Genomic DNA, 26,047 nt, shown 5'->3' on the forward strand with positions numbered 1-26,047 from the left:
AACGAGGTGTTTGGAAAGCAATTAAAATAATACGGAAACAGCCTGGTTCATATTGATCGGACTATTTTTTTTAGATAACAAAAAGCACCGCAATTTGCGATGCAATTAGACATACATTTCCACTATCATTTTTAAGTGTATATTAGGTTTTTTCGCTAGGAAACGGAACCAGTTAGATTAGTCATCCGCTGCTTTTTAAATTACTCATATAGATAACTTAAGACTTTAAGTGCCTGATCGACTGTTTCTACCGTAACAGTTGCCCTGTTGGATAGTTCCTTTAATGGATGGATTAAAGAACTTGGCCTAACGATAATAGTAGGTTTATTTTGCGCCAGTGCTGTACTTGCATCCATTGCTGTGTTCCATTGTTTATATTGTTCGCCAAACAATGCGATCACAACATCTGACTTTTGCAATAAAACCTCTGTACGAAAATTATTAATGCTAGAAGCGGCGTCATCTTTATAAACATTTCCTGGTTGTTCTCCTAGAATATCTTCACCTACATTATCGGAACGGTCATGGTTTGTTTGTGGACCGACAAATGTAAGGGGAAGGTTTTTTTCTATAGCTTTCTTTTTAAGTTCTCCACGCCAATCATCATGAATTTGTCCTGCAAGATATACCGTTATATCCATAGATATCCCTCCAATTTATTTATAGTTTCATCTATATAGTAAGGGATTTCTCTGACAAAAAGAAATAGTTTGTTTTTAAACATTAGGAATTATTTGGAATATATCCGCCAATTGGAAATTTTAAGTCTTGAGTTTTTCAACAAACCATCATATTTGAAACGATAGGGAAACAAAGCTATGATAGTAGCGGAGGCTGATAGTATGATGGAAACATTAGAAACAGAAAAGCAACTTACTAATTGGATAAAAAGTGAAAATGTCATAGCATTATTTTCTGCGGATTGGTGTCCAGATTGTCGAGTGATTGAGCCAATCTTGCCTGAAATCGAAAAAGCCTATCCGACATATAAATTTGTTTTAATTGATCGCGATCAATTTATAGAATTATGTCAAGCGTATGACGTTTTTGGAATTCCAAGCTTTATTGCATTTATAAATGGTCAAGAAGCTGGCAGGTTTGTAAGCAAGGATCGTAAAACCCAAGAAGAAATTATTGAATTTATAGAAGGTTTACCAGCATAATACCTTCGAGGAGGCACCAACATGAAAATGACAAGTCTGAAGATGAAAAAAATATTAGAGGAACGTTTATCGAATTCGGAATATAACACCTCATATAATCGTGATAAAGATATGTTTCGTGTGGAATGGAAAACGACAAAAAAAGGTATGTCTATTACGATTCCAAATGTGGTCGCAAAGTATAATGAACGTGGCGATGAGGCTATTAAAGAGTTAACTGAACATGTAACAGAAGCATTGCGGATTATGAATGAGGATCATCAATTAATTGGAATGGAAAAACACATTTATCCAGTAATTCGTGCTACATCTTTTCCGACTGAAACAAAAGCTGGAAACAAGTTAATTTGTAAGGATCATACAGCAGAGACACGCATTTATTATGCATTAGACCTTGGCAAGTCGTATCGTTTGATTGATCAGCCTTTACTAGAAAAAGAGAATTTTACACCGGAACGATTACATGAAATCGCATCGTTTAATCTTCGTTCCCTAAAAATAGATATGAAACAAGATCGTGTTGCAGATAACGATTTTTATTTTGTTGCACACCAGGATGGCTATGATGCTAGTCGTATTTTAAATGAAGCTTTCTTAGAAGAGATGAAGGCAAATTGTAAAGGGGAATTAGCGGTAGCTGTTCCGCATCAAGATGTTTTAATTTTTGCTGACATACAGAACAAAACGGGTTATGATATATTAGCACAAATGACAATGAAATTTTTTGCTGAAGGTAGAATACCGATTACATCATTATCGTTTATCTATGATGATAAAACACTAGATCCTGTATTTATTCTTGCAAAAAATCGACCAGAAAAAAAGTAAGGAAGGGTGAACGTGATGGATGTTTTTTATAATCCAAAGGGAATTGGCGATGTACTGCTTATTCCATTTGAAGATGGAGATAGATACAAGATAAGCCACGCGGCATTTGGTGATATTACGAAAATAACAGATGAACATGGAACCATTCTTGGCTACAATATTTTTCAAGCCTCTAAACATTTTAGTATTGAAAGCACCGGGAAGGTTACGCTTACTGAGGAAATGCATGATAAGATCAAAAATCTTTTTGAGGAAAATAATTTACATGATGCAGTAGATTGGGATTTGAGCCCAACCTTTGTAATAGGTTATGTAAAAGAAAAGATACCACATGAAGATGCAGATAAATTAAATGTTTGTCAGGTAGATATTGGCAAAAATTCCTTGCAGATTGTATGTGGTGCACCGAATGTTGATGTGAATCAAAAGGTAGTAGTAGCCAAGGTTGGGGCTGTTATGCCAAGTGGACTTAAGATTCGACCGACAAAATTACGTGGGGTACCATCGAACGGTATGATATGCTCACAAAAAGAATTAGGACTTCCAGATGCGCCAGCTGAAAAAGGTATCTATGTACTTGATGATAGTTACACAATTGGAGAAGCATTTAATTTTTAATAGGAGCAACCTAAGTCACTTTTGATGACATAGGTTGTTTTTATTTTCAAGAAATACTGCTAAAATAGAGATGACAATGATTTTTATAGAAATGAGTGAAAGATATGTGGGGCCAATGGAAAGATAAACTAATGGACCTTTTTTATACGGAAGTTGAAGAAGAAGAAGAAGTAGTAGATAAACAGAAACATTCGAAACATAGTATCCAAAACAAGGATAAGTTAGAAACGAAAGTAATGTACCAATATCCAGAAAATAAAGCATTTCGTTTCCCTGTAATACCGGATAAAGGGGAACAATCAAAACCGGTGGATATTCCCGCTTTTCAACGAAGAAGTAGTGATGATTACAGACGAGAGCAAAGGATCCAGAAGAAACATGGGTCAACGAATGAGCAGAAAGATAAATCTAATTATGAGCAGAAACAACGTGGTGAGCAAGATCGGGGACCATTTCAACCTACCCAGGTTGCCTCGCCTATCCATGGCTATCAGCAACAAAAAAAGGATAAAGAGGTTGAAAATGTACCAGCATTCATCCGTAAACAGTACGAGGAAGAAATAAAAAAAGACACTACTATGGAAAAACCAGAAGCTATCGAGTCAAAAGAGTCAAACGTTACTGAAATTGCTCCAGAGAAAACTTATGAATCGCTGAATGATGAACAAGTCAAGACGGAAGAAGTTATTCAAAATAAGCCTTCCCAAGTGGAAAAGGCTACCCAATCAACAGAAACAAAAAAGCGAATGAAGGATAAGAAAAAACGAAATCCGATTACAAATAATGGAAAACAACAGGGAAGTTTACCATTTAATGTCATGATGTCATCAAATGATAAACGAAAGCATGATATCCGTGAAAAGTTCAGTTCTATGGGGCCTGTAAAACCTGTAGAGTCAGTAAAATATGAAAAGCCTGAACAACCTATACGGGCATTTGATGTCCCAAATTATTTGTTGAACGACCCCACTTATAGAGATAATCAAGACCAGATTTGGGTAAGAGATCAACAAGAGCTTTTAGAAAAAACGTTAAAACACTTTAATGTCCGGGCAAAGGTTGTAAATGCAACCCAAGGGCCTGCTGTTACACGTTTTGAGGTACAACCAGAGATTGGTGTGAAGGTAAGTAAGGTGAAAAATCTTAGTGATGATTTAAAATTGAATATGGCCGCACGTGATATACGAATTGAAGCACCAATACCTGGAAAGAACACAATTGGCATTGAAATCCCAAATCAAACACCACAAACGGTAGGGCTACAGGAAATTTTTGAAACAAATGCTTTTCAAGACAGTAGCTCACCTTTAACAGTTGGATTAGGACTAAATATTGAAGGTACACCAATGGTAACCAATATCCAAAAGATGCCTCACGGTCTTATTGCAGGGGCAACAGGGTCTGGAAAAAGCGTCTGCATCAATACAATCTTAATTAGTTTATTGTATAAAGCTAGCCATGAGGATGTTAAATTCTTATTAATCGATCCAAAGATGGTTGAACTAGCGCCATTTAACGAAATTCCACATCTCGTTTCTCCTGTCATTACAGATGTAAAGGCTGCAACCATTGCTTTGAAGTGGGCAGTAAACGAAATGGAAGAGCGTTATGAGAAGTTTGTACATGAAGGGGTTAGAGATATTGAACGATTCAATCAAAAAGTAATAAAACAAGGACGTTCAGAAGAAAAAATGCCATTTCTTGTCATTGTCATTGATGAGTTAGCTGATTTGATGATGGCTGCACCACAGGATGTTGAAGATTCCATTTGCCGTATTGCACAAAAAGCCCGTGCATGTGGAATGCACTTGTTAGTCGCGACACAACGACCTTCTGTTGATGTCATAACAGGTCTGATTAAAGCAAATATCCCAACAAGGATTGCGTTTAGTGTTTCGTCACAAGTAGATTCAAGAACGATTATTGATACAAATGGCGCTGAAAAATTACTTGGTAAGGGTGATATGTTATTTGTTGAGAATGGATCTGGAAAAAGTGTTCGGTTACAAGGAGCTTTTGTATCTGATGAAGAAATCGAACGAGTAACGAGACATATTCGGTCAATTGCTCCACCAAACTATTTGTTTGAACAAGAACAACTGCTTGAACAAGTCATGGTTGATGAAGAGGAAGCAGATGGTTTATTATCAGATGCAATCACGTTTGTAATGAAACAGAATGGGGCGAGTACCTCATTATTACAGCGCCATTTTAAGATAGGCTACAATCGAGCAGCGAGGCTAATGGACACAATGGAAACGCGTGGTATAATTTCTGAGCAAAACGGCAGTAAACCAAGAGAAGTATTACTTTCGTCACAACAATTGGATGCTACGAAGTAAAAAATAGAAGCAAGCAAAAATGTTCGTCTATGCGTTTTTGCTTGTAGATTGTGAATTTGTTTAATATGATAGGGTATAAATGATCTTATCTATAAGGAGAAACAATGACATGAAGGAAATTGAACAAAAATTAAATGGCAAAATTAAACGATTAACAAATAAAACATTTAAATTTGATGACCGGATTAGTGAAGGCTGGTTTTCTGCTGTTTATTTCTTGAAAACAAAAGAAATTGCCGAGAAAAAATTACCGCACAATTATATAACCATGCAATTCTTTCAAAAAGAAGAAGCAGTATTGTGCGGAAGTGATGAAGCAATAGCGCTAATACATACATTTGCCAATAATCCTGAAAAGCTAGAAATTCATTCCTTAAAAGATGGAGATAAGATTAGCCCATATGAAACGGTGCTAACCGTCTCAGGGCCTTATCAAGACTTTGGTTTTTTAGAAGGAATAGTTGATGGAATTCTAGCCAGAAGAACATCAGTAGCAACGAATGTATATAATGTCGTAAAAGCAGCGCGAACATCAGGAAAACAAAAGCCAGTTATTTTCATGGGGGATCGTGATGATCACTTTACCCAACAAGCAGGAGACGGTTATGCTGCTTTTATTGGTGGATCAACAGCTCAAGCTACACATGCAATGAATGAATGGTGGGGAAAGATGGGTATGGGAACAATGCCACATGCTATGATCCAAATGTTCCGTGGCGATGTAGTAGCGGCTTCACATGCTTATCATGAAGTATATCCTGAAGATGATCTTGTTGCACTAGTTGATTATAATAATGATGTGATAACGGATGCATTAAAAGTGGCGAGGGTTTTTGGGGAAGATTTAAAAGGAGTTCGTGTTGACACGTCACGGACACTAGTAGATAAGTATTTCCTTAGAAACCATCATTTAATGGGAACCTTTGATCCTAGAGGGGTAAGTCCTGAGCTTATTTTCGCACTACGAAAAGCTTTAGATGAAGATGGATATCCACATGTTAATATAATGGTTAGTGGTGGCTTTAAAGAAAAACGTATAACGTATTTTGAAAAACTAGGTGTGCCAGTAGACATGTACGGGGTTGGTGCCAGCTTACTCAAAATTACAATTGGCTTTACTGGAGATAATGTTTTACTAAACGGTACTCCTTCTGCAAAGGAAGGAAGAAGATATCGCCCAAATCCACGTTTAGAGCAAGTAGAATACTGTAAATAGGTTAGCAGGAACCATAAAATATTGGCATGACATAAACATTCTATTTTACTAATGGTCATGTTTTGCTATAATAATGGAATATCAAATTTTTGTAAGCTAAGCGGATTTTTTTATATATTTATTTGGAGGTTCTTTTTTATGACAACTTACCATTTTGTTGGTATTAAAGGAACGGGAATGAGTGCACTCGCACAAATTCTAAGCGATTCGGGAGAAAATGTGCAAGGTTCTGATGTTGATAAACGTTTCTATACTCAAGATGCATTAGAAGAAAAAAACATTCCGATACTTCCTTTTTCAGAAGATAACATCAAAGATGAGTTTACGATTATTGCTGGGAATGCCTTTTCTGATGATCATCCTGAAATCAAAAAGGCTAAGGAACGTGGTCTAACTTTTTTTAGATACCATGAATTCTTAGGAGAATGGTTAAAGCAGTATACGAGTATTGCAATTGCAGGTGCTCATGGCAAAACCTCAACAACCGGGCTATTAGCTCATGTATTAGGAGAGACGTATCCAATTTCTTATTTAATTGGGGATGGAACGGGTAAAGGACATGTAGATAGTGAGTATTTCGTGTTTGAAGCATGTGAATACAGACGACATTTCTTGGAATATGAACCAGATTATGCAGTAATGACAAATATTGACTTTGATCATCCTGATTATTTTACGAGTATTGAAGATGTCTTTGACGCTTTTCAATCAATGTCTGATCGTGTAAAAAAAGGAATAATTGCATGTGGCGATGATGAACAATTACAAGAAATTCAGGCAAAAGTACCAGTTGTTTATTATGGATTATCAGAAACAAATGATTTTCAAGCACAGAATATGGTTGAGACGGAGTCTGGGACCGAATTTGATGTGTTTGTTCGTAATACCTACTATGATACGTTTACGATACCAATGCATGGGGATCACAATATATTAAATGCACTTTCTGTAATTGCCATTTGTCATTATGAAGGAATGCAAGCAGAGAACATAAAGGCTTTAAGCACATTTAAAGGTGTAAAGCGTCGTTTTACTGAAAAGAAGGTAGCAAATCAAGTTTTAGTAGATGATTATGCACATCATCCTCGTGAAATCACAGCTACCATTGATGCAGCTAGAAAGAAATATCCAACTAAATCAGTTGTAGCTATTTTTCAGCCACATACGTTTACGCGAACTAAAACATTTTTACAAGAATTTGCGGATAGCTTAAATTTAGCAGATTATGTTTATTTATGTGATATTTTTGGTTCAGCGCGTGAGGATTCTGGAAAGCTTACGATTAATGATTTGCAAAAATTAATTGAAAATAGTACAACACTTGATATAGGTAAGACAGGTATTTTAGCAGAACACGATGATAGTGTTTTATTATTTATGGGTGCTGGAGATATACAAAAATTCCAACAAGCCTATGAGGAATATATAAATTCTGCTGATCCTGTAGTTAAAAGAAAAAATGCCTAATATTATAAGAGAGTCTACAAAGTGTAGGCTCTTTTTTGCATTTGTCGAAAAAGTGGACAAGATTATATACTAATTCTAGAAGAACTACTTTTTTCATGATATAATTGGGATAATGTGGTTATGTTTATGTATACAAAAGAGGGGTATTACTAATAATAGTAACTCTATAAACAAAACTTGAGTCAAAATACAAATTACATAAAGTAAGGAGTTGAACTAGTATATGGAAAATTTGTTGTATATTGCGGCTATTATTGTTGCTATAGCATTTGCCGTACTTGTAATTTATCTAGCAAGGACCTTAAAAGCAACACAACGCACATTAAACAATGTTGCTGATACTGTAGAGGATTTAGAAAAGCAATTACAGGGAATTACGACAGAAACTACAGCATTATTAAATAAAACGAATCGTTTGGCTGATGATGTCAATCAAAAGTCATCCAAATTAAGTGGACTTTTTGAAGGTGTAAAAGGTATTGGGGAAACTGTTAAAGACTTTAATCAGTCGTTGAAAAGAATTTCAACAAAAGTTGCTGTTACAGCAGAACAAAATCAAGAAAAAGCTTCAGAAGCAGTAAAATGGGGATCAGCTATGGTGGACTTGTGGAAAAAGAAAAAAAATAAATAATAAAAACAGGAGGAATTTAAATGGGAAATCAGGAGAATCAGAACCAGAACATTAATAGTAAGGATTTTATGATAGGAACATTAATTGGTGGAATCGTTGGTGCAGCAGTTGCACTTTTATTTGCTCCAAAATCTGGTAAGGATCTTCGCGGCAATTTAAATCAGGGTGCAAGTGATGTAAGAGGACGTGCTAGTGAGTGGAAAAACGTAGCATATGAAAAAGGCTCCGATTTAAAAGATAAAGCATATGTAAAAGGATCAGAGTTAAAAAGTAAAGCAGTAGATTCAACTTCCCAAATGACAAAGAATTTTTCAGAGAAGACGCAAGATCTAACTAAAACGGTTCAAAATAAAATTCAAGACAAAAGAAATAAAGAAGACGAGGCTGAAGAAGCGGCTGAAGAAGTGGCAGAAGCTATCGAGGAAGCAGCAGAAGAGTTAGAGAAAAAATAAAAACAAAAAGGGTAAGAGCTTATTCAAAGCTCTTACCCTTTTTTGAATCAATTTGCAATCGATCTCCAACCTCAATTATTTCATCGAATGATGTAATTTTATCATTTTTATAAAGTTGAAAATCGCTCTCTATCTTTGTTAAGTCAATATCCACATAGCGGAATATATCTTGAAAAATAAAAGGTTCTATCGTTTGTTTCTTTAATTCAATTTGATCACCTGATTTTAACGGAATATCCTCATTTAATTCTTGATTATCCCTAACAATACGTAGCCTTTTTTGTTGCATTAAAATAGGAGTACCATTAAAGGTGATTTGAATAGATACCATCATTTGTTCGTTTCGTTGTGCTAACATATCCCTAACTGTTGGTTCGCTAGCACTTAGCACAGTTAACAAGTCACCATTCTTAAGTTGTTGATTCAAACCAGCTTTTTTATTATTCAAATGTAACTGGGATTCACCAGCATCGATGGTAAAATCCTTGTTGTTTAGGTATACAGTGAATGGTTGTACCATTTGAAGTTTTTCTGAACTTGCATCTGTAAGAAAATCTTGTATGGTTCTTATGTGTGTAATCCGTAGTTTATCATTATCCTTAAGAACATAATTTTTCGATTCCTTGTGATTATTAACATGAAATACAGGATTGATTGTTATTGTTTGCTTATTAAATTGAATGGTCATTGTTGGGATGTCGCTGATTACCTGTTCAATTGTTACATGAGGTGTAACACCGTCGTCACCTTTTTCTATTAAAATATGATCTTGATTTTGTATTTCAGTATGTACACTAGCCTCTTTATTATTTAAATAGATTCTAGGGGCTTCTCCATATCCGCCTGGCAATGTAATCTGTTTTCCATCTACTGTAATAATGGACGCAATACCGGGTTTGCCATAGTATTTATTGATTTCAACTCCTGCCTGAACCAAACAATCACCAATTGATAACTTTTTCATTTCGAACATCCGAATAATGCGATTGTTTACTGTTACACTACTATAATGGACAGGATTTTCTTCCGCTGCAATCGCGATTCCAATAGAAGTAATATAATCTGGGCCAGATGGTAGAATGCTAGCGTTTGTTACATTTTGAATTGCATCCATTCCTCTTACAGCTACTCGGTTTTGAGATAGCTGCAGTTTGTTCGCTAGCAAGGTAGTAATTTCAGGTGTTAAACTACCACCACCGATAAGCATAACGGCCTTTGTAGGTCTAGAATTAAGATGAATAATTTCATTAGCTATCGATTGAGCGAGCTTATCGATTGTATCTTCAATATCCTTAGTTAAGGTTTCATATGTAACGGTTGACTCAAATCCTAGTATATCTTTAACTATTGCCTCACCATTTGTTACGATATCTCGTTTTGTTTGTTCGGCAACAGGGAAATCTAGTAAATAGGTTTCGCTGATAGATTCAGTGATTTCGTCTCCAGCAATAGGTACCATTCCATATGCGGCAACAGTTCCTTGATCTGTAATAGCAATATCACTTGTACCTGCACCAATATCGACTAGTGCAATATTTAGTTTACGCATGGATTCCGGTATCAAAACATGGATGGCAGAAATAGGTTCAAGTGTTAATGCATTCATTTCTAAACTAGCACGCGACAATGCGGCTAATAATGATTCAACAACTACTTTTGGTAGAAAGGTTGCAATAATTTCAACACTAGCTTCTTCACCATTCTGGTCGATTAGCGACCCAATTAATTCGCTATCTAGCTTATAGTGGAGGACAGAATATCCAACACAATAATAGTTCGTGTCATGGTCACTTTTTCTTTCACTTATCAGTTTTTGTTGAGCTAATTGTACTGCACTTAGTTCTAAGTGTTTAATTGTTTGTTTATCTAAAATAGGCTGCTGGTTGATTTGCACTTTGGCTTCAGTCTGGGTTGTTTTAAGTGAACGTCCTGCTGCTGCAACACTAACAGATGTTAGTTTACCATGTTGCTCTTCTAAATGTTCTTTTACTTGCTGGATTACCTTTGATACAGCGATAACGTTATGGATTTGTCCATCATGCATCGATCGTTCTTTATGTTCAATGGTATAATAGTCAATGATAGTAAATGTAGATTCGTTCTGTTGTAACAAAATACCTGTTACTGATCTTGTTCCGATATCAAGTGCAAATAGTTTTTCATTCATAAAAGGTTCCTCCAGGTTCGTCCCAAATACTGGAAAAAATTAGGCTATCGTATTAAACTAAAGATGTTTAATGAAAAAGTTCGTTTAATTACTAAAGAATGTACCACACTTTCTGATAATTAGAAACCATATAAAGAGGTACAGGTAATTTGTGAATTCTAGAAGTTATGACTGGTTACATATGTGATCAGTCATAATTATTTTTGTGTTTTACTTACTGGTAGAGTATTATAGATGAAAAGATGACGATACATAGGAGGTAATAAATATGAACATTACGATATATGACGTAGCTAGAGAAGCAAACGTGTCTATGGCAACTGTATCACGAGTAGTAAATGGAAATCCGAATGTAAAACCTACAACAAGAAAAAAGGTTCTGACAACGATAGAAAGTTTGGGATACCGTCCGAATGCTGTTGCGCGTGGATTAGCAAGTAAAAAAACGACAACAGTAGGGGCTATTATCCCAGATATTTCAAGTATCTTTTTTGCTGAACTTGCAAGAGGTATTGAAGATATAGCGACGATGTATAAATATAATATTATCTTAAGTAACTCAGATCAGAATAAGGACAAAGAGCTTCAACTAATAAATACGATGTATGAAAAACAGGTAGATGGTATTTTATTTATGGGTGGAACGATTACAGATGAACATGTTGAGCAATTTAAAAGTTCATCTGTCCCAGTAGTTTTAGCGGCAACCTATGATGAAACAAATACGATTCCTTCTGTAAACATTGACTACGAACAAGCTGCATTCGAAGCAACTAAGTTCTTACTTGATAAAGGAAATAGAGCAATCGCATTTATTGCGGCACAAGATGAAACCATTATCAATAAACAAAAATATGTAGGATATCAACGTGCGCATAAAGATGCTGGTGTTTCTCTAAATGACGAATATATGATAAAAGGTGACTATACGTATGATTCAGGTATTGAGGCAGTTGAGCAACTGTTGACATTAGACAATAAGCCGACAGCAATATTTGTTTCATCAGATGAAATGGCTCTTGGTGTAATTCATGGTGCACAGGATAGAGGATTGAACGTACCTGAAGATTTAGAGGTTTTTGGTTTTGACAATACAAGACTTGCATCAATGGTTCGTCCAACACTTTCAACTATTGTTCAACCAATGTATGATATCGGTGCTGTTGCAATGCGTTTATTAACCAAATATATGAACAAAGAGGAGATATCTGAAAAGAAAGTTGTTCTTCCTCATAGAATTGTCGAGAGAAACTCAACAAAATAAAACTTATGCCGATATAAGTAGTAAATCTATTTTGATTTACTTAGCACGTTAGGAGAGAGTACATGAGAAAAAGAGATATCTTAACTCCAATCGGCATAACATTAGGATTTATCATGATTATGATGGCTATCTTAACAAGTGGTGGGACTGAGGGATTTATTTCGTTCCTTGATGTAGCTTCCATCTTCATTGTAATTGGTGGGCTTATTGCATCTCTGTTGATTAATTTTAAGATGGAACAAATTAAATTAACGATAAAAGTTATGAAAGAAGCATTTCACCAAAATGATCAGCGGCTTCCAGAACTTATTCAATTATTTATAAAGTTATCAGAGCGCGCTAGGAGAGAAGGTATTCTAGCGCTTGAGAATGAGTTAGATGAAGTTGATGAACCTTTTATTAAAAAAGGTATATTACTAGCTGTTGACGGAATTGAACCTGAAGTAATTAGTGATATCATGAATGCCGAAATTACGGCAATGGAAGATAGGCATTATAAAGGGCGTACAATTATAGAAAAATCAGGTGAATATGCACCAGCGTGGGGAATGATTGGAACGCTAATAGGTTTAGTACTCATGCTGAATAGTTTACAAGATCCTAGTACACTTGGCCCCAGTATGGCAGTAGCATTACTAACAACGTTATATGGTACAGTTTTAGCTAATCTAGTGTTTATTCCAATGACAAATAAGTTGGAAATAAAAACAGAAGAAGAAGTATTTATAAAACAGATTATTATTGAAGGCGTTATTGGAGTTCAATCTGGTCAAAATCCTCGTATACTTGAGGAAAAGTTAAGTGCTTTCTTATCGAAAGAAATTAAAAAAAGTGATGAAAATAACGAAGAATCCACATTAGTGGAGGAAAGCGTAAATGAAGCGTAGGCCACTGAAGCGTAACAAGTCAACGGGTGCCCCCAAATGGATGGTTACATATTCGGACATGATAACGCTGATTCTTGTTTTTTTCATTCTACTTTTTTCTATGTCACAAATTAACTTAGTAAAGTTTGATGCTATATCAGAATCATTTAAAAATCGCATGATATTTGATTTTTATCCTTCTCCAGTTCCAATGGAAAACCCGACAGAGAATACAAGTGATTTGGAAAGTGGAAAAAATTCGAATGAATTTGAGAATCCTGCACAGTTACCAAATATCACAGATCGAGACAATGAAAATGTCGAAAAAGAAGATACACTGAATAAGCTAATGGCGGACGTAGACGAATATTTAAATAAAAATGATTTAAATAGCGTTATCTCTGCTAGCAGGAATGAACGTGGTGTTGTTTTGGTACTGCAGGAACTTATTCTATTTGATTCTGGTAAAGCTGAGGTCCTTACATCTGGTGAACCTTTTTTAACTAAGATTGGATCACTATTAACGAAAATACCAAACGAGATAAAAGTAGAAGGTCACACGGATAGTAAACCAATGTCCAGTTTTCGATATCCTTCTAACTGGGAATTATCGGGTGCAAGGGCAAGTAGTGTTGTTCGTTATTTAGTGGAGGCAAATGACTTTGATCAATCACGATTTTCAATTGTTGGTTATAGTGATACAAAACCACTAGTCTCAAATGATAGCCCAGAAGGTATGAGCAAGAATAGACGTGTTGAAATCGTTATTTTAGAAAACGACCAGGACTAGCAGCTAATTCATAAAACGAGAAGGTGATATCACCTTCTCGTTTTTTTTGTATATTTTAATGCGCTAAGCAGCATTTTATAGTTTTTCTCATTAATTTCTTCCCTACGCGGAATTGTGGGAACGATGTTTTTGCTATCTTGCCAACTTATAGGTAGTTCAACAGGAGATTCTGGTTGCCACTTGGTGATCCATTCTTTTGGTAGATCACCGATTAAATGGTCGCCATTACGCATCACATTCCAAACCTGAGCCCAAGCACGTGGAACGACGCGCCATGTATCATAGCCGCCTCCACCTAATGCGATCCACTTACCACCAGAATATTGGTGTGCCAATTCATGGGCAAGTGCCGGTATTTTCTCGTAAATGTCCATCGTTCCGCATAAATGGGTTAATGGGTCATAGCAGTGTGCATCTGCCCCATTTTGTGTAATGATAATATCAGGCTGGAAGTAATCTGCAATTTCTCTAAAAGCGGTTTCATATAACTGTGTGAATGATTCATCTTCAGTGAAGGCATCAACCGGCAGATTAAACGAATAACCATGTCCCTTTTTGATGCCTCGTTCATTTATATTACCTGTTCCAGGGAAAAGGTATCGGCCGGTTTCATGGATGGAAAAGGTGCATACATTAGGATCCTCATAGAAAGCCCATTGAACACCGTCTCCATGATGTGCATCCGTATCAACATACAGTACCTTTAGATTATACTTTTCTCGAATGTATTTTATCGCAACTGCACCATCATTATAAATGCAGAATCCTGCAGCCCTGCGTTTAAATCCATGATGTAAACCACCACCAAGATTTAGTGCATGATCAACCTTGCCTTCTAATACGGCATCAACAGCTGTTAATGTACCGCCAACTAAATAACTTGATGCATCATGCATGTTTTTAAAAATAGGGGTATCTTCCGTGCCAATTCCGAATTCCAGTCCTTCGTCTCCCTTGAGCAGTCCGGTACTGGCTTTTTGTATAGCCTGTATGTATGCCGGGTCATGGAACAATGCCAGTTCTTCCTCCGTAGCTTTTCGCGGTGCAAGGATTTCGTCATCACGTAATGTATTTGATGCGACCAGTAAATCTTTGGTAAGGATGACACGTTTTTGGTTAAAAGGGTGTTCTGCGTGAAAATGATACTGTAACATAGCATCTGAAAAAACAAATGACGCATCGCAAGTCATGACTTTGGCCCCGTAATGTTATTTGGCCACATCAATTCAAAGCCAGCTTTTCGTAAATCTTCAATTACAGGCATAGGATTCATGGTTTGTATACGAAAGACAAGCACTTTATAATTCGGATCGTTTTTATACGGATAGACCAAAACAGATGTAATATTTGCTTTTCGCTTCCCGAAAACAGATGCTACCTCAGGTAAAATTCCAGGCTTGTGTGGAACTTTCACTTCTATGTGTGAACTCTGCACATTTGTACCAGTTATGTGTATGAGCGTATATAACATATCTTTTTCTGTTACCATACCAACCAATTTGTTATCACGTACTACTGGTACACAAGCAAATTCTTCATCATAAAAGATACCAGCGACTTCCTCAACAAAGTCAAGAGGATGTACCGTAACAACTGGATGACTCATAATTGTTTGAATTTCATTTTGTAGAATCGTCTCTTTAGATTTTTGGTAAAAGATAGATGGACTAGCATCCCGAACATCTCGATCCGAAACAATTCCAATTACGTGTGTTTCACCATCAATAATTGGAATGTGTCTAATTCTTTCTTCTTGTAACACTTTAGCAGCCTTAGCAATTGTTGCAGTAGGTGGTAAGGTGATCACATTTGTATTCATTATTTCTTCAACCAGCACCTATAACCCCTCCCTCATTTTTCTATAGTGATGACGCTGTAAAAATCGGAGTTTATCAAATTGCTTAATCGATTCTTCTGTAACATTCTCACCAATTTTCACCATTAAACAATTGGCGGGGTGAGAGATAATTTCAGGATCATCTGTTGGTGCAGGAAGGAGACCTCCAGCAGCCATCATTTTTTCCATAACTTTTCGATAATCCCATATACTTAGTTTTGTCCCGTCTAGGTCCCAATGCCAATAATACTCGGTTGAAATCACGATGTAATTTTGCATAAAGTCATCCATCATAGACACTTTTAATAGACCAGAAGCAACCTTTGAACCACGGTATTTTGGTATAACTTCAATCGCACCAAGCTCAATTAAATCCTCCATGTTAAATTCTGACCACCGCTCAAGCGGATCAGGATGTAAATAGGTGACATAGCCAACAATTGTTTCTTGTGTGCGAGCAATGATAATTCGACCTTCCGGAAAATCTGCAATGTTAAGAACAGCCTTGAATTGTTTGGGCGCTGTACGAAACGCAGTTAATTGTTCATGGAAGTGATATTTTTCGAGTTCTGATGAAGGTAGTGGACCTTCGAGTGTTAGTTGTTCATAGATAGTGTCGTGTGTTAATGATTGATGGGATTTAACATGATTCATATTGTCACCGCCTACTCATTAGAAAAACTCGGCATTCACCCCATATAGCTGAATGGCGAAGTTTTGCTTATACTTTAAACCTTTGAAAACTATCCACTTTCTTTAGGTGAAAAATTATGTTAGCTTTCATTATTTTCTATTATACAGGATAAGAGCATGTATTTTTAGTAATAAACTGAAAAATCCTGTATGGGATGTTGATACCCAAGTTAAAAAACCAGCCTGTAGGGAGATTACCCCGAACAGGCTGGTTAAAAAATATTTATTCTTCCTTAGGTTTATTATCAGTTCCAGCTTCAGTTTCAGGCTCGCCATCATCTTGCGCTGGCGGTTCCACTGGTGGTGTAACTGGTCCATTACCACCATCCTCTGGATCTACAGGTGGGTCTTCTTCATCTTTAGGTTTTTTGGGTTCTTTTGGATCTTTAGGTTTTTCCGGCTTTGGATCTTTAGGCTTAGGTTTCGGTTCAGGTTTTGGCTCTGGTTTTGGTTTTGAAAAATCTCCTACCACAACTTCTTTAGAGGCCTTTGATTCCATTCCAAAGTAATCTACTGCTTTTATGCGATATACTGCTCTGCCATCGCTTACGCCAAAACTAGTTGATGTTGTATTTCCGATTAATGAAAATGTGCCATCTGGTTTTGATGCGCGAAAGATCCTGTAACCAACCACATCTTTACTACTTGAATCATTCCAAGTTAGATTGCCACCAGACTTTTTAATGGAGGACGGAGTTGCAGGTGCTTTACCGTCATCCTCGATAGTGGAACCAACTTCACCACTTGGTACACCAATTTTTTCCCACTTCGCGCGATCTCTTGCTGGAAATAGCTTCGTTAAATCATTTAGTCTGTCATAATTATTTTTCTTTAAGAATTCAGGATTAAATGTTAAACCATTACCGTTTACGAATTCTTGTGGTGTTTTAGATCCAGCAATAACAGCTTTACCATCTACAATCACATATGAACCAGTAATCAAACTATCATCCGTTTCAGTTGGTACATATTTAGCATTGAATAAATCACTGTAAACCAATCCTGCTTTACTACAAAGGTCCGATGGAAGCTTTCCAGATATCGCACAATAGCTTCTCTCAACAATTCCATCTGGACGTTCAAAATTAGCTTCAGGAGCCATTAATTCAGGGTTAATTTCTGTTGCTTTGTTCACTAGTTTTGCCCAAAGCTTCATGTTTCGCTCGTTGTATGGTGCACAGTTATCACATTCGTCTAGGCTATATGGTGTGTCATAACCAATCCAAGTTCCCATCGTTACATTTGGATTGGTTCCAATAAACCAGTAATCATGCCAATTCTCTGAGGTACCAGATTTTCCAGCCCAATCAACAGATGATGCGGTGTTCAACTGTGACTGTAAATAGGTAGCAGTACCATAATCCAGTACATCACGCAATACATCCAACGTTAAATACGCTGTTTGCGGTGAGAACACTTTTACTGGCTTTGCTTTATGCTCATAAATTACTTTACCGTCATTCGTGGTTATTTTATCAATCATATAGGCATCGACAAATTCTCCACCATTGGCAAATGTATTATAGGCATTTACGTTCTCTTCAATAGTAACTCCGCGTGTTGTAGCGCCGATACCTAATACAAGATTGCTATATTCTGCATCTTGTATTGTTGAAATGCCCATTTTTTCCAAGTATTCTTGACCAATTCCCTTGTTCATTAGTTTACTATATACCGCTATAGCAGGTACGTTAAACGATTCTGCAAGAGCTTTTCGTGCAGAAACAATACCATTGAAGTTACCAGAATAGTTATCTGGTGAGTAGTCACCATAATATGTTCTTACGTCTGCTAAAGCGGTCCCAGGCTGTACTATCCCTGTTTCAAAAGCAGGCCCGTAATCAAGCAACGGCTTCATTGTACTACCATTCGAACGTTCTGCATTAGTCGCATAGTTGAAGGTGTTTTCAGGTGAATAGCCACGGCCACCGACGAAACTAATAATTCTCCCGGTATTGTTATCAATTAACATTCCAGCTGTTTGAACTGGTTCCACTACTTCTACTTCTTCTCCAGTTTCCTCATCTATGACTGTATATGTTCTATCAGGCCCATAATTTTTATAGTTTTTAACGATTTTCTGAAACGCAACATAAGTTTCCTTATCGATAGTTGTGTGAACCTCATAACCATTTTTACGTAACGCTCGATCTGCACGAATTAAATATTCTTCATTTAGCTTTTCATCATTTTGTAAATCTTCTAATGTATATCCATCTTCTGAAGCAATTTGTTCAGCAAGTATGTTCACTGCTCGTTTTTCTGCTTCGTACATAAGATATTGATAGTTATCCATTGGAGTTTTCGATTCAAGCGTAAAATCAGCTACAATATCATAATTCAAAGCTTTTTCATACGCTTCTTTTGTAATTTGTTCAGCTTCATACATGCGATTTAATACTGTTTTCATCCGGTCTATTCCGGGCTCTAGCGCTCCTGCTTCTTTTAATCCACCACTATTTTTAAATGGTGTGTAATAGGATGGACTTTGCGGAAGCCCAGCTAAATAGGCAGCTTGAGGAAGGTTTACATCTTTAGCATCTATACCAAAAATTCCTTGTGCTGCAGTCTGAATACCTGCAATATTTCTTCCAGATGCTTCTCTACCATAAGGTACAATATTAAGATATGCTTCCAAAATTTCATCTTTATCAAAAAAGCGTTCTAATCGTAATGCCAGTAAAATTTCTTTTGCTTTACGCTCAAATGAAACCTCATTTGTTAAGATTTGATTTTTAATCAATTGCTGTGTTAATGTGCTACCACCTGTTTTTACAGTTGCATTTGTTGCTTCTTGAACGACTGCACGTAAAATCGCTTTAGGTACAACACCTTCATGTTGATTAAAATTACGATCCTCAGTTGCTATAACTGCTTGAATCAGTGTATCTGAAACATTTTCAAGTTTCACCTCTTCACGCATAATTTCAGATCTTACGTCACCAAAGTATTTTTCTTCTGCAAAATATAACGTCGATGTTTCTTCATAGTTGTAAATATCCGTTTCCATACTCTCAAAGCTCCGTATTGGTTCATCTTTTACTAAGGAAGCAAAATATCCAGCTCCAACACCGCCTGCAAAAAAGAATCCCACAACACCTATAATGATGAAAAATAATATGATATTCCATGCGACATCATAGGTCACCCTGGAAGAGCGTTGAATTTTCCCTTCATTCCATAAGGTTTTTATTTTTTGATACGATTCATGTATTAGTTTTTTGAATTTGTCCATATTCATATTTAGCCCTCCTAAATATTCACACCATATTATACCATACTAGCTATCTAGTAAAAATAATAATTCTTCTAAAATAATTTGATTTATGGTAACTTTATTTCATAAGATGAATCATATTGTTCAAGTCAACTAAAACAAAAGTTGATTTTAAGGATTATATTGCAATTTTTTGTTTAATATGGTTACAATAAATAATAATACTAATTATATACGTAAATGCAACGAAGGATCGAAGTAGTTTTGCAAATCCCTTTTAAAGAGAGTTAGCGGAGGTGGAAGCTAACATACATTTGCAGGCGAAATACTATCTGGAGCTTTTTCTACTTATTAGAAACGGTGAAACCCCCATCGTTAAAAAACCCAAAGTGGCATTTCTATGCAACAAGGGTGGTACCGCGAATAAACTCGTCCCTTCTAACTGAAGGGGGGAGTTTTTTATATGTTAAACTTTAAGAAAGAATAACAGGAGAGTGAAGAAAATGACTGTATTACAAGATCTAGAAAAACGCGGTTTGATTCATCAGATTACTGATAATGAAGGACTAGCAAAACATTTAGAAAAAAACCAAGTAACGTTATACTGTGGGTTTGATCCAACTGCCGATAGTTTACATATTGGTCATCTTTTACCGATTTATATGTTAAAAAGGTTTCAAAAAGCAGGGCACCGTCCGATAGCATTAGTGGGTGGTGGAACTGGTATGATTGGTGATCCCAGCGGACGCTCATCTGAACGTTCATTAAATGAGGACGAGGTTGTAAAAGGTTATAGTGAAAAAATTAAGCAGCAATTAGCTAATTTGCTGGATTTTGACAATGGAGAAAATGCTGCAGTGGCCAGAAACAATCATGATTGGCTATCAAGTATGACGGTGATCGATTTCTTGCGAGATGCCGGGAAGCACTTTGGTATTAATTACATGCTTGCAAAAGAATCCGTTTCAGCTCGAATAGAGCAAGGAATTTCATTTACTGAATTTAGTTACATGATTTTACAATCGCTTGATTACCTAAAACTTTATGAACAAGAGAACTGTACATTACAAATTGGTGGAAGTGATCAGTGGGGAAATATTACGGCTGGAATGGAATTGATTCGTCGTTCGCGTGAGAATTTAGATGAAGAAACAAAAGTATTTGGATTGACTGTCCCTTTGATTACAAAAGCTGATGGCACCAAATTTGGAAAAACTGCTGGTGGAGCTATTTGGCTGGATCCTGAGAAAACGACACCATATGAATTTTATCAATTTTGGGTTAACGCTGACGATCGGGATGTCATTAAATTCATTCAATACTTCACATTTTTAAAGCAAGAAGAAGTGGACTCATTAGTTCATGCAGTACAAAATAAACCGGAAGAGCGTTTAGCGCAAAAACGATTAGCCGAAGAAATTACAAGAGTTGTTCATGGCCAATCAGCTGTTGATCAAGCACAAAAAATATCTGCATCCTTATTTAGTGGGGATTTAAAATCTTTGTCAAAACAGGAAATCGAACAGGGCTTCAAAGATGTACCAACATATAACACGAATAAAGAGGATATTGGTTTAATTGATTTACTTGTTGAAGCGAAAATATCATCATCAAAAAGACAGGCCAGAGAAGACATTGGTAATGGTGCTATTTACATCAATGGGGAAAGAAACCAGGATCTTAAACATTTGGTAAAGCAAGAGGATCGCATTGAAGATACATTTACGATTATACGTAGGGGAAAGAAAAAGTATTATTTAATCAGTTATAAATAAAGGCTGTTTTCTAAAAGATAGTTGTTTTTGACACAAAGTCTATATACTGCGACGTAAGTACTTTGTTTGGTGGTTGGACAACCGTTCCGGAAATCCACTTCGCTTTCCGCGGGCGAGTGTCGAGCCTCCTCGGACTGCCGTCCTGCGGGGGCTCGCCGATCTCTTGCTTCCCGCAGGAGTCTCCGTGGATTTCCTTCACTAGGGTTCTGCTTAACAATTTCAATTTACTTGGTTGCTTATATCATACAGACTGCCCGCAGCGGAAATCACGTTGCTGTTACATCGCAGTTTATTTCCGTAACGGTAAATTACGTCGCATTTTATATCGACTTCGGTGGTATGAGCAACAAACTATACGAAAACAGCCAAAATAAAAAAGCAAGGTCCATGTTGTAATGGACCTTGCTTTTTAAGTGCTTCTTAACGAGAGTAGAACTCAACGATAAGTGCTTCATTAATTTCAGCTGGAAGTTCAGTACGCTCTGGGTAACGCGTGTAACTTCCTTCCATTTTATCTGCATCAAATGATAGATAATCAGGAACAAAGTTATTAACTTCGATTGCCTCTCGAACAATGTCAAGCTTTTGTGACTTTTCACGTAAACCAAATACTTGACTTGGTTTTAGGCGGTATGACGGAATATCAACACGTCGGCCATCTACAGTTACATGGCCGTGGTTTACAAGCTGACGTGCTTGGCTGCGTGTGCGCGCAAGACCTGCACGGTATACAAGGTTATCTAAACGTGATTCAAGAAGAATCATGAAGTTTTCACCATGAATACCTTTTTGTTTACCTGCTTGGCCAAACAAATTACGGAATTGACGTTCGTTCAAACCGTACATGAAGCGTAGTTTTTGCTTCTCTTGTTGTTGCAAGCCGTACTCAGAGATTTTCTTTCTTTGGTTTGGTCCATGTTGACCGGGAGCGTAAGGACGTTTGTCTAATTCCTTACCAGTTCCAGTTAATGAAATGCCAAGACGACGTGATTTTTTCCAGATTGATCCAGTATAACGTGACATAGGACATTTCCTCCTTCATTATTTTATTTGCATAAAATAAGCGACCGTGTTCCTATCCGCATGCTCATTTTGTTTTCATGTACCATCGCTCCAGCAGCAGAGAGTTACACGATACACCTCATTTGAGGAACAAGATGATAACAAGCGTTGGTTCACAAAGGCTACCTTTTTATTTTACACAAAGAATAGTATATAAGTTTCTAATATAGAAGTCAATCATTTTTACATATACGTTTGTAAAAAAGAATAAGTATTTACATACGTAAATATAGGAAAAAAATCCTATTTACTATATAATAAGTATATAATAGTTGAAAAGTTCACTTAATAAAAAAACGAAATTTAAAAATTAATTTGATAATAGGTGATCACATATGATAAATCAAAATCAGCTAAAAGAAGGTATGAGAAATATCTTTTTTCAACTTATTTCAGATATAGAAACCACTTCTTACGTTCAGTTATTGGACAAGGTTTCCATCCAACTGCAAGTTCTATTAGATGTTTCATATGCTGCCATTTATTCTTATAATCACTGGGACCAAACATATAACCGCGTAACAGGCGATGAGCATAATGAATTAAAAAGACAACCATTTGAAGGTATCAATATAGATAACAATTTTAATCAAAAAAAGCGTGATCACAATGCGGACATGATATTTAAAAGAAAGCGTGAATTAAAAACACGCATTCTTTTCTTGCAATCTAAAACTGAACCAAATGCTTTCCTGTTCTTAGCGTACTCACAAAACGGTAACCGATTTATTACTGAAACATTAGATATAATCAGAAAAGAATTAGTAAATCTGCTAAATATAGTTAATCACCATAAAATGAGTAAGGAAAATGAAGGAAGAAATGCATTTTTGTTTGATATTACGACTAAGTTTTACTCAGTTTTCTCCAAAAAAAACATTCTGACAGAAATTACAAAAGGAATGGATAAATTATATCCTAACTTTGATTATCATATTTTGCTATCGCAAGACTTTGAGGAAGAATCAACCTTACCTATTAAAATGATAGAGTATAGTGATGATGCAACAAAGAGAGTTAGTACACAAGCTTTTATAACGGGAGAAGTTCAATTAGAAGATCGTTTGAAAGATAAAAAGACTTGTCTGTACGCACCATTAAGAGGAAAGCAAGGAGTCTATGGTGTTTTACAAATCATTACACCAAATTCGGTAGATTTTCCGCAAAAGGAAATTGAGTTTCTTGCACAGCTTGCGACTGTGGCCGGAAGAGCAATTGAAAGTGCTACACTATATCAGAATTCCAAGCATTTGGTTGAGGATTTAAAACTAATAAATGATGCAACGCACGCCTTGAATTCAAACTTGAAAATTGCCCAGATAACTACTATCGTTCGTGAAAAAATAATAGAAGCTTGTGGCGCAACACAGGTTGGATTTATCTATACAGGAGAGACGAAACATCATATGATAAATGTTTTATCTGGAAGTACAAATTACTTTTTTACAAGCGCGGGTGAAGAGAACGCAGACTTTATTTTCAATCAAGTAATGAAGACAAAGGAACCCATAATTAGTGGAAACTATACTACAGATGATACAAAATTCCCTTTTTCTTCTATGATGGCCATTCCCATGTTGCATGCTGGAACTATTCATGGAGTAATCATTATTATTCATCAAAATAAATATGCTTTCTCTTTTGATAACTTTAAACTGATGCAATCACTAGTCCAACATTTCACGTTGGCATTGACAAACTCTATATTAAATGAAAAATTGAAAGCAGTAGCAATAACGGATTATTTGACACAACTATATTCGCGTAATCATTTAGAAGAAGAAATTCAAAAACATTTAAAAACGGATGAGAAGGGTACACTTATCATTGTTGATATTGATGACTTTAAAGGAATAAATGATACGTTTGGTCATCATATTGGGGATGAAGTGATTATTCAAATTGCTTCTATTATACGTGCACATACAGGTGACAATGATGTTCCAGCACGTTGGGGAGGAGAAGAGCTTGCAATTTATTTATCCAATGCAACGATTGATGAAGGAGTTTATATCGCTACCCAAATAAGAAAGCAGACTGAAAGTTTTACAGATCCTAAGGTGACATTATCCAGCGGGGTTGCTACCTGGAATTCCACAACAAAAGTAGATGCGAAAGAATTGTTTATACGTGCAGACAAAGCATTATATGAAGCTAAGAAAACTGGCAAGAATTGTGTAGTAAAAGAAGTAATTGAAACACGTAATTCGAAATTAGTGTAATTAAAAAAGAATGCTTTCCAAAACATTGGATTGTTTTGGAAAGCATTCTATTAATTTAAGAAGGATTGTACAATTGCAGCGAACTTCTCAATATATTTTTTATCTGTTTCGTCAAATCGATTGGTACTAGGACTGTCGATATCTAATACACCATAGATTTCATCGTTCACAACTAAAGGTACGACAATTTCTGATTGGCTGGCACTATCACATGCAATATGCCCAGGAAATGTGTTAACATCAGCAACTACTTGGGTTTCTTTTGTTTCAACAGCAGTCCCACACACACCTTTACCATTTGGAATTCGAATACAGGCAGGAAGTCCTTGGAATGGACCTAAAACCAATTCGTTATCTTTATATATATAAAATCCTACCCAATTCACATTTTCTAGAAATTGATTTAAAAGTGCTGAAGCATTCGATAAATTTGCGATGTGATCAGGTTCACCATCTAATAATGCTTTTGTCTGCTGTATCAGTAATTCGTAATCCTTTACACGATCTCCGGAGTAACTACTTGTTTGAAACATATACATCTTCCTTTCATTTGATAAGATTCGACTTGCCCCCTGCGTTAATTGTCGAGAAGAAATTGCAGGATTAAAGCTTACTCTGTCGTAAAATAACTATAAGGAGTTGAAATTCGATGAAAAAGAATCCAACCAAGCAAAAAGTGATAGATGCTGCGTCAGCTTTATTTTTCCAAAAGGGCTTCCATGGTACTTCAGTTAGGGATATAGCAGATAAGGCCTCTGTAAATGTGTCACTAATTAGCTATTACTTTAAAGGTAAACAAGGCTTATTAGAACATGCCGTGACGAACTATTATGAAACATACCTAACCAAAATGGAAGAAACACTTACAGAAGCGGAAACGGAAATACCTTTAGTTAAACTGAAATTATTAATAGATACTATTATACAATATAAACAAAATAATCATCAATTTTCTTGTTTTATCCATCGAGAGCTGTCGATCGACTCCATATTTGTACGGGAGATGGCCGTAACGTACTTGGCTAAAGAAAATTACTTTATAAACAATACGTTTTTTGAAAGTTTACCTAAAAATTATAAAGGTAATACGGAAAACCAATTTTTGCTCATGCAATTAAAAGGAATGTTGATTACGCCTTATGTTTTACAAAATGAGTGGAAAAATCAGGTGGCTGGCAAAACATCACATGATTTATTTGCGCAGAACTACACAAAAGTTATTCATAAATGGTTAGATTTTATCACTTCAGAAACAGTTCATTACGTAAATCAGTGAAAAATATGTATAAACGCCAATTTATTTGTAATTTTTTAGCCAAAAATGCTATTTACATGGTATCATTAGTATAATAATCTCAGAATTAGCTTTATATTTTAAACTTAGACGGTACCTGTTCTTGGAGAGAATCTTAGGAAATCTTGGCCTAACGTCAAGAA

The 26,047-nt window shown here is 36.1% G+C and carries 22 protein-coding genes and 1 other annotated feature; of the genes, 14 read left to right on the forward strand and 8 right to left on the reverse strand.

Translation table 11 applies throughout. The features are described from left to right. Nucleotides 1-200: 200 nt before the first annotated feature. Nucleotides 201-641, reverse strand: a complete 441-nt coding sequence (locus tag AC3G7N_RS04075; RefSeq protein ID WP_489420871.1) for a YtoQ family protein — start codon at nucleotides 639-641, stop codon at nucleotides 201-203. A gap of 204 nt (nucleotides 642-845) precedes the next feature. Here AC3G7N_RS04075 and AC3G7N_RS04080 point away from each other — a divergent pair, with 204 nt between their 5' ends. The 8 genes from AC3G7N_RS04080 to AC3G7N_RS04115 all read left to right on the forward strand — a co-directional run bounded on the left by AC3G7N_RS04080 (nucleotide 846) and on the right by AC3G7N_RS04115 (nucleotide 8,717). Further along, a complete protein-coding gene (locus AC3G7N_RS04080) occupies nucleotides 846-1,163 on the forward strand; it encodes a thioredoxin family protein (RefSeq protein WP_489421077.1) in 318 nt (105 codons plus the stop codon). Nucleotides 1,164-1,184: 21 nt separating this feature from the next. Next, entirely contained in the window at nucleotides 1,185-1,991 is an 807-nt protein-coding gene (locus tag AC3G7N_RS04085; RefSeq protein WP_489420872.1) for a DUF1444 domain-containing protein, read from the forward strand. Nucleotides 1,992-2,006: 15 nt separating this feature from the next. After that, nucleotides 2,007-2,609 (forward strand): YtpR family tRNA-binding protein, encoded by a 603-nt coding sequence (gene ytpR / locus AC3G7N_RS04090; RefSeq protein WP_489421078.1) that lies wholly within the window; start codon nucleotides 2,007-2,009, stop codon nucleotides 2,607-2,609. 104 nt (nucleotides 2,610-2,713) lie between these two features. After that, a complete protein-coding gene (locus AC3G7N_RS04095; RefSeq protein ID WP_489421079.1) occupies nucleotides 2,714-4,951 on the forward strand; it encodes a DNA translocase FtsK in 2,238 nt (745 codons plus the stop codon). A 109-nt stretch (nucleotides 4,952-5,060) separates the two neighbouring features. Continuing rightward, complete coding sequence (locus AC3G7N_RS04100) at nucleotides 5,061-6,167, forward strand: nicotinate phosphoribosyltransferase (RefSeq protein WP_489420873.1); 1,107 nt, start codon at nucleotides 5,061-5,063, stop codon at nucleotides 6,165-6,167. Between the two features lie 138 nt (nucleotides 6,168-6,305). Next, nucleotides 6,306-7,634 (forward strand): UDP-N-acetylmuramate--L-alanine ligase, encoded by a 1,329-nt coding sequence (gene murC / locus AC3G7N_RS04105; RefSeq protein ID WP_489420874.1) that lies wholly within the window; start codon nucleotides 6,306-6,308, stop codon nucleotides 7,632-7,634. A 223-nt stretch (nucleotides 7,635-7,857) separates the two neighbouring features. Continuing rightward, on the forward strand, nucleotides 7,858-8,265 hold the full coding sequence (locus AC3G7N_RS04110; RefSeq protein WP_489420875.1) for a DUF948 domain-containing protein: 408 nt from the start codon (nucleotides 7,858-7,860) through the stop codon (nucleotides 8,263-8,265). A 20-nt stretch (nucleotides 8,266-8,285) separates the two neighbouring features. Then, a complete protein-coding gene (locus AC3G7N_RS04115; RefSeq protein WP_489420876.1) occupies nucleotides 8,286-8,717 on the forward strand; it encodes a YtxH domain-containing protein in 432 nt (143 codons plus the stop codon). Nucleotides 8,718-8,736: 19 nt separating this feature from the next. Here AC3G7N_RS04115 and AC3G7N_RS04120 read toward each other — a convergent pair whose 3' ends face one another. Then, entirely contained in the window at nucleotides 8,737-10,884 is a 2,148-nt protein-coding gene (locus tag AC3G7N_RS04120; protein WP_489420877.1) for a cell division protein FtsA, read from the reverse strand. Between the two features lie 268 nt (nucleotides 10,885-11,152). On the opposite strand from AC3G7N_RS04120, the gene ccpA reads away from it, so the two are divergent. The 3 genes from ccpA to motS all read left to right on the forward strand — a co-directional run bounded on the left by ccpA (nucleotide 11,153) and on the right by motS (nucleotide 13,804). After that, nucleotides 11,153-12,148, forward strand: a complete 996-nt coding sequence (ccpA, locus tag AC3G7N_RS04125) for a catabolite control protein A (RefSeq protein WP_489420878.1) — start codon at nucleotides 11,153-11,155, stop codon at nucleotides 12,146-12,148. A gap of 62 nt (nucleotides 12,149-12,210) precedes the next feature. Beyond that, nucleotides 12,211-13,035: a flagellar motor protein MotP gene (motP, locus tag AC3G7N_RS04130; protein WP_489420879.1), complete on the forward strand. Its 825-nt coding sequence runs from the start codon at nucleotides 12,211-12,213 to the stop codon at nucleotides 13,033-13,035. After that, on the forward strand, nucleotides 13,025-13,804 hold the full coding sequence (gene motS, locus AC3G7N_RS04135; RefSeq protein ID WP_489420880.1) for a flagellar motor protein MotS: 780 nt from the start codon (nucleotides 13,025-13,027) through the stop codon (nucleotides 13,802-13,804). Before motP ends, motS begins: the two co-directional genes overlap by 11 nt. Nucleotides 13,805-13,833: 29 nt before the next feature. On the opposite strand, the gene AC3G7N_RS04140 is transcribed toward motS, so the two are convergent. The 4 genes from AC3G7N_RS04140 to AC3G7N_RS04155 all read right to left on the reverse strand — a co-directional run bounded on the left by AC3G7N_RS04140 (nucleotide 13,834) and on the right by AC3G7N_RS04155 (nucleotide 19,575). Further along, entirely contained in the window at nucleotides 13,834-14,994 is a 1,161-nt protein-coding gene (locus AC3G7N_RS04140) for an acetoin utilization protein AcuC (RefSeq protein ID WP_489420881.1), read from the reverse strand. After that, a complete protein-coding gene (locus AC3G7N_RS04145) occupies nucleotides 14,991-15,641 on the reverse strand; it encodes an acetoin utilization AcuB family protein (RefSeq protein ID WP_489420882.1) in 651 nt (216 codons plus the stop codon). The genes AC3G7N_RS04140 and AC3G7N_RS04145 overlap by 4 nt, the downstream gene beginning before the upstream one ends. Continuing rightward, complete coding sequence (locus AC3G7N_RS04150; RefSeq protein WP_489420883.1) at nucleotides 15,642-16,295, reverse strand: GNAT family N-acetyltransferase; 654 nt, start codon at nucleotides 16,293-16,295, stop codon at nucleotides 15,642-15,644. 262 nt (nucleotides 16,296-16,557) lie between these two features. Further along, entirely contained in the window at nucleotides 16,558-19,575 is a 3,018-nt protein-coding gene (locus tag AC3G7N_RS04155) for a transglycosylase domain-containing protein (protein ID WP_489420884.1), read from the reverse strand. A gap of 212 nt (nucleotides 19,576-19,787) precedes the next feature. Next, nucleotides 19,788-19,991: a binding site (T-box leader), on the forward strand. 63 nt (nucleotides 19,992-20,054) lie between these two features. Between AC3G7N_RS04155 and tyrS the strand changes: the two genes are divergently transcribed. After that, the gene (gene tyrS / locus AC3G7N_RS04160) at nucleotides 20,055-21,326 is read left to right on the forward strand and encodes a tyrosine--tRNA ligase (protein ID WP_489420885.1); all 1,272 of its coding nucleotides are present in this window, start codon (nucleotides 20,055-20,057) and stop codon (nucleotides 21,324-21,326) included. Nucleotides 21,327-21,746: 420 nt separating this feature from the next. On the opposite strand, the gene rpsD is transcribed toward tyrS, so the two are convergent. Then, nucleotides 21,747-22,349, reverse strand: coding sequence for a 30S ribosomal protein S4 (gene rpsD, locus AC3G7N_RS04165; protein WP_489420886.1), 603 nt, complete (start codon nucleotides 22,347-22,349; stop codon nucleotides 21,747-21,749). Between the two features lie 374 nt (nucleotides 22,350-22,723). Between rpsD and AC3G7N_RS04170 the strand changes: the two genes are divergently transcribed. After that, entirely contained in the window at nucleotides 22,724-24,610 is a 1,887-nt protein-coding gene (locus AC3G7N_RS04170) for a sensor domain-containing diguanylate cyclase (protein WP_489420887.1), read from the forward strand. A gap of 50 nt (nucleotides 24,611-24,660) precedes the next feature. On the opposite strand, the gene AC3G7N_RS04175 is transcribed toward AC3G7N_RS04170, so the two are convergent. Then, the gene (locus AC3G7N_RS04175; RefSeq protein ID WP_489420888.1) at nucleotides 24,661-25,143 is read right to left on the reverse strand and encodes a GAF domain-containing protein; all 483 of its coding nucleotides are present in this window, start codon (nucleotides 25,141-25,143) and stop codon (nucleotides 24,661-24,663) included. 116 nt (nucleotides 25,144-25,259) lie between these two features. Here AC3G7N_RS04175 and refZ point away from each other — a divergent pair, with 116 nt between their 5' ends. Next, a complete protein-coding gene (gene refZ, locus AC3G7N_RS04180; protein WP_489420889.1) occupies nucleotides 25,260-25,886 on the forward strand; it encodes a forespore capture DNA-binding protein RefZ in 627 nt (208 codons plus the stop codon). Nucleotides 25,887-26,047 lie beyond the last annotated feature (161 nt).

It is taken from the genome of Virgibacillus carmonensis (assembly GCF_057836705.1).

Coding starts and splice junctions, on each gene's coding strand:
- AC3G7N_RS04075 (WP_489420871.1), bottom strand. CDS start 641: ATGGATATAACGGTATATCTTGCAGGACAAATTCATGATGATTGGCGT.
- AC3G7N_RS04080 (WP_489421077.1), top strand. CDS start 846: ATGGAAACATTAGAAACAGAAAAGCAACTTACTAATTGGATAAAAAGT.
- AC3G7N_RS04085 (WP_489420872.1), top strand. CDS start 1,185: ATGAAAATGACAAGTCTGAAGATGAAAAAAATATTAGAGGAACGTTTA.
- ytpR (WP_489421078.1), top strand. CDS start 2,007: ATGGATGTTTTTTATAATCCAAAGGGAATTGGCGATGTACTGCTTATT.
- AC3G7N_RS04095 (WP_489421079.1), top strand. CDS start 2,714: ATGTGGGGCCAATGGAAAGATAAACTAATGGACCTTTTTTATACGGAA.
- AC3G7N_RS04100 (WP_489420873.1), top strand. CDS start 5,061: ATGAAGGAAATTGAACAAAAATTAAATGGCAAAATTAAACGATTAACA.
- murC (WP_489420874.1), top strand. CDS start 6,306: ATGACAACTTACCATTTTGTTGGTATTAAAGGAACGGGAATGAGTGCA.
- AC3G7N_RS04110 (WP_489420875.1), top strand. CDS start 7,858: ATGGAAAATTTGTTGTATATTGCGGCTATTATTGTTGCTATAGCATTT.
- AC3G7N_RS04115 (WP_489420876.1), top strand. CDS start 8,286: ATGGGAAATCAGGAGAATCAGAACCAGAACATTAATAGTAAGGATTTT.
- AC3G7N_RS04120 (WP_489420877.1), bottom strand. CDS start 10,884: ATGAATGAAAAACTATTTGCACTTGATATCGGAACAAGATCAGTAACA.
- ccpA (WP_489420878.1), top strand. CDS start 11,153: ATGAACATTACGATATATGACGTAGCTAGAGAAGCAAACGTGTCTATG.
- motP (WP_489420879.1), top strand. CDS start 12,211: ATGAGAAAAAGAGATATCTTAACTCCAATCGGCATAACATTAGGATTT.
- motS (WP_489420880.1), top strand. CDS start 13,025: ATGAAGCGTAGGCCACTGAAGCGTAACAAGTCAACGGGTGCCCCCAAA.
- AC3G7N_RS04140 (WP_489420881.1), bottom strand. CDS start 14,994: ATGACTTGCGATGCGTCATTTGTTTTTTCAGATGCTATGTTACAGTAT.
- AC3G7N_RS04150 (WP_489420883.1), bottom strand. CDS start 16,295: ATGAATCATGTTAAATCCCATCAATCATTAACACACGACACTATCTAT.
- AC3G7N_RS04155 (WP_489420884.1), bottom strand. CDS start 19,575: ATGAATATGGACAAATTCAAAAAACTAATACATGAATCGTATCAAAAA.
- tyrS (WP_489420885.1), top strand. CDS start 20,055: ATGACTGTATTACAAGATCTAGAAAAACGCGGTTTGATTCATCAGATT.
- rpsD (WP_489420886.1), bottom strand. CDS start 22,349: ATGTCACGTTATACTGGATCAATCTGGAAAAAATCACGTCGTCTTGGC.
- AC3G7N_RS04170 (WP_489420887.1), top strand. CDS start 22,724: ATGATAAATCAAAATCAGCTAAAAGAAGGTATGAGAAATATCTTTTTT.
- AC3G7N_RS04175 (WP_489420888.1), bottom strand. CDS start 25,143: ATGTTTCAAACAAGTAGTTACTCCGGAGATCGTGTAAAGGATTACGAA.
- refZ (WP_489420889.1), top strand. CDS start 25,260: ATGAAAAAGAATCCAACCAAGCAAAAAGTGATAGATGCTGCGTCAGCT.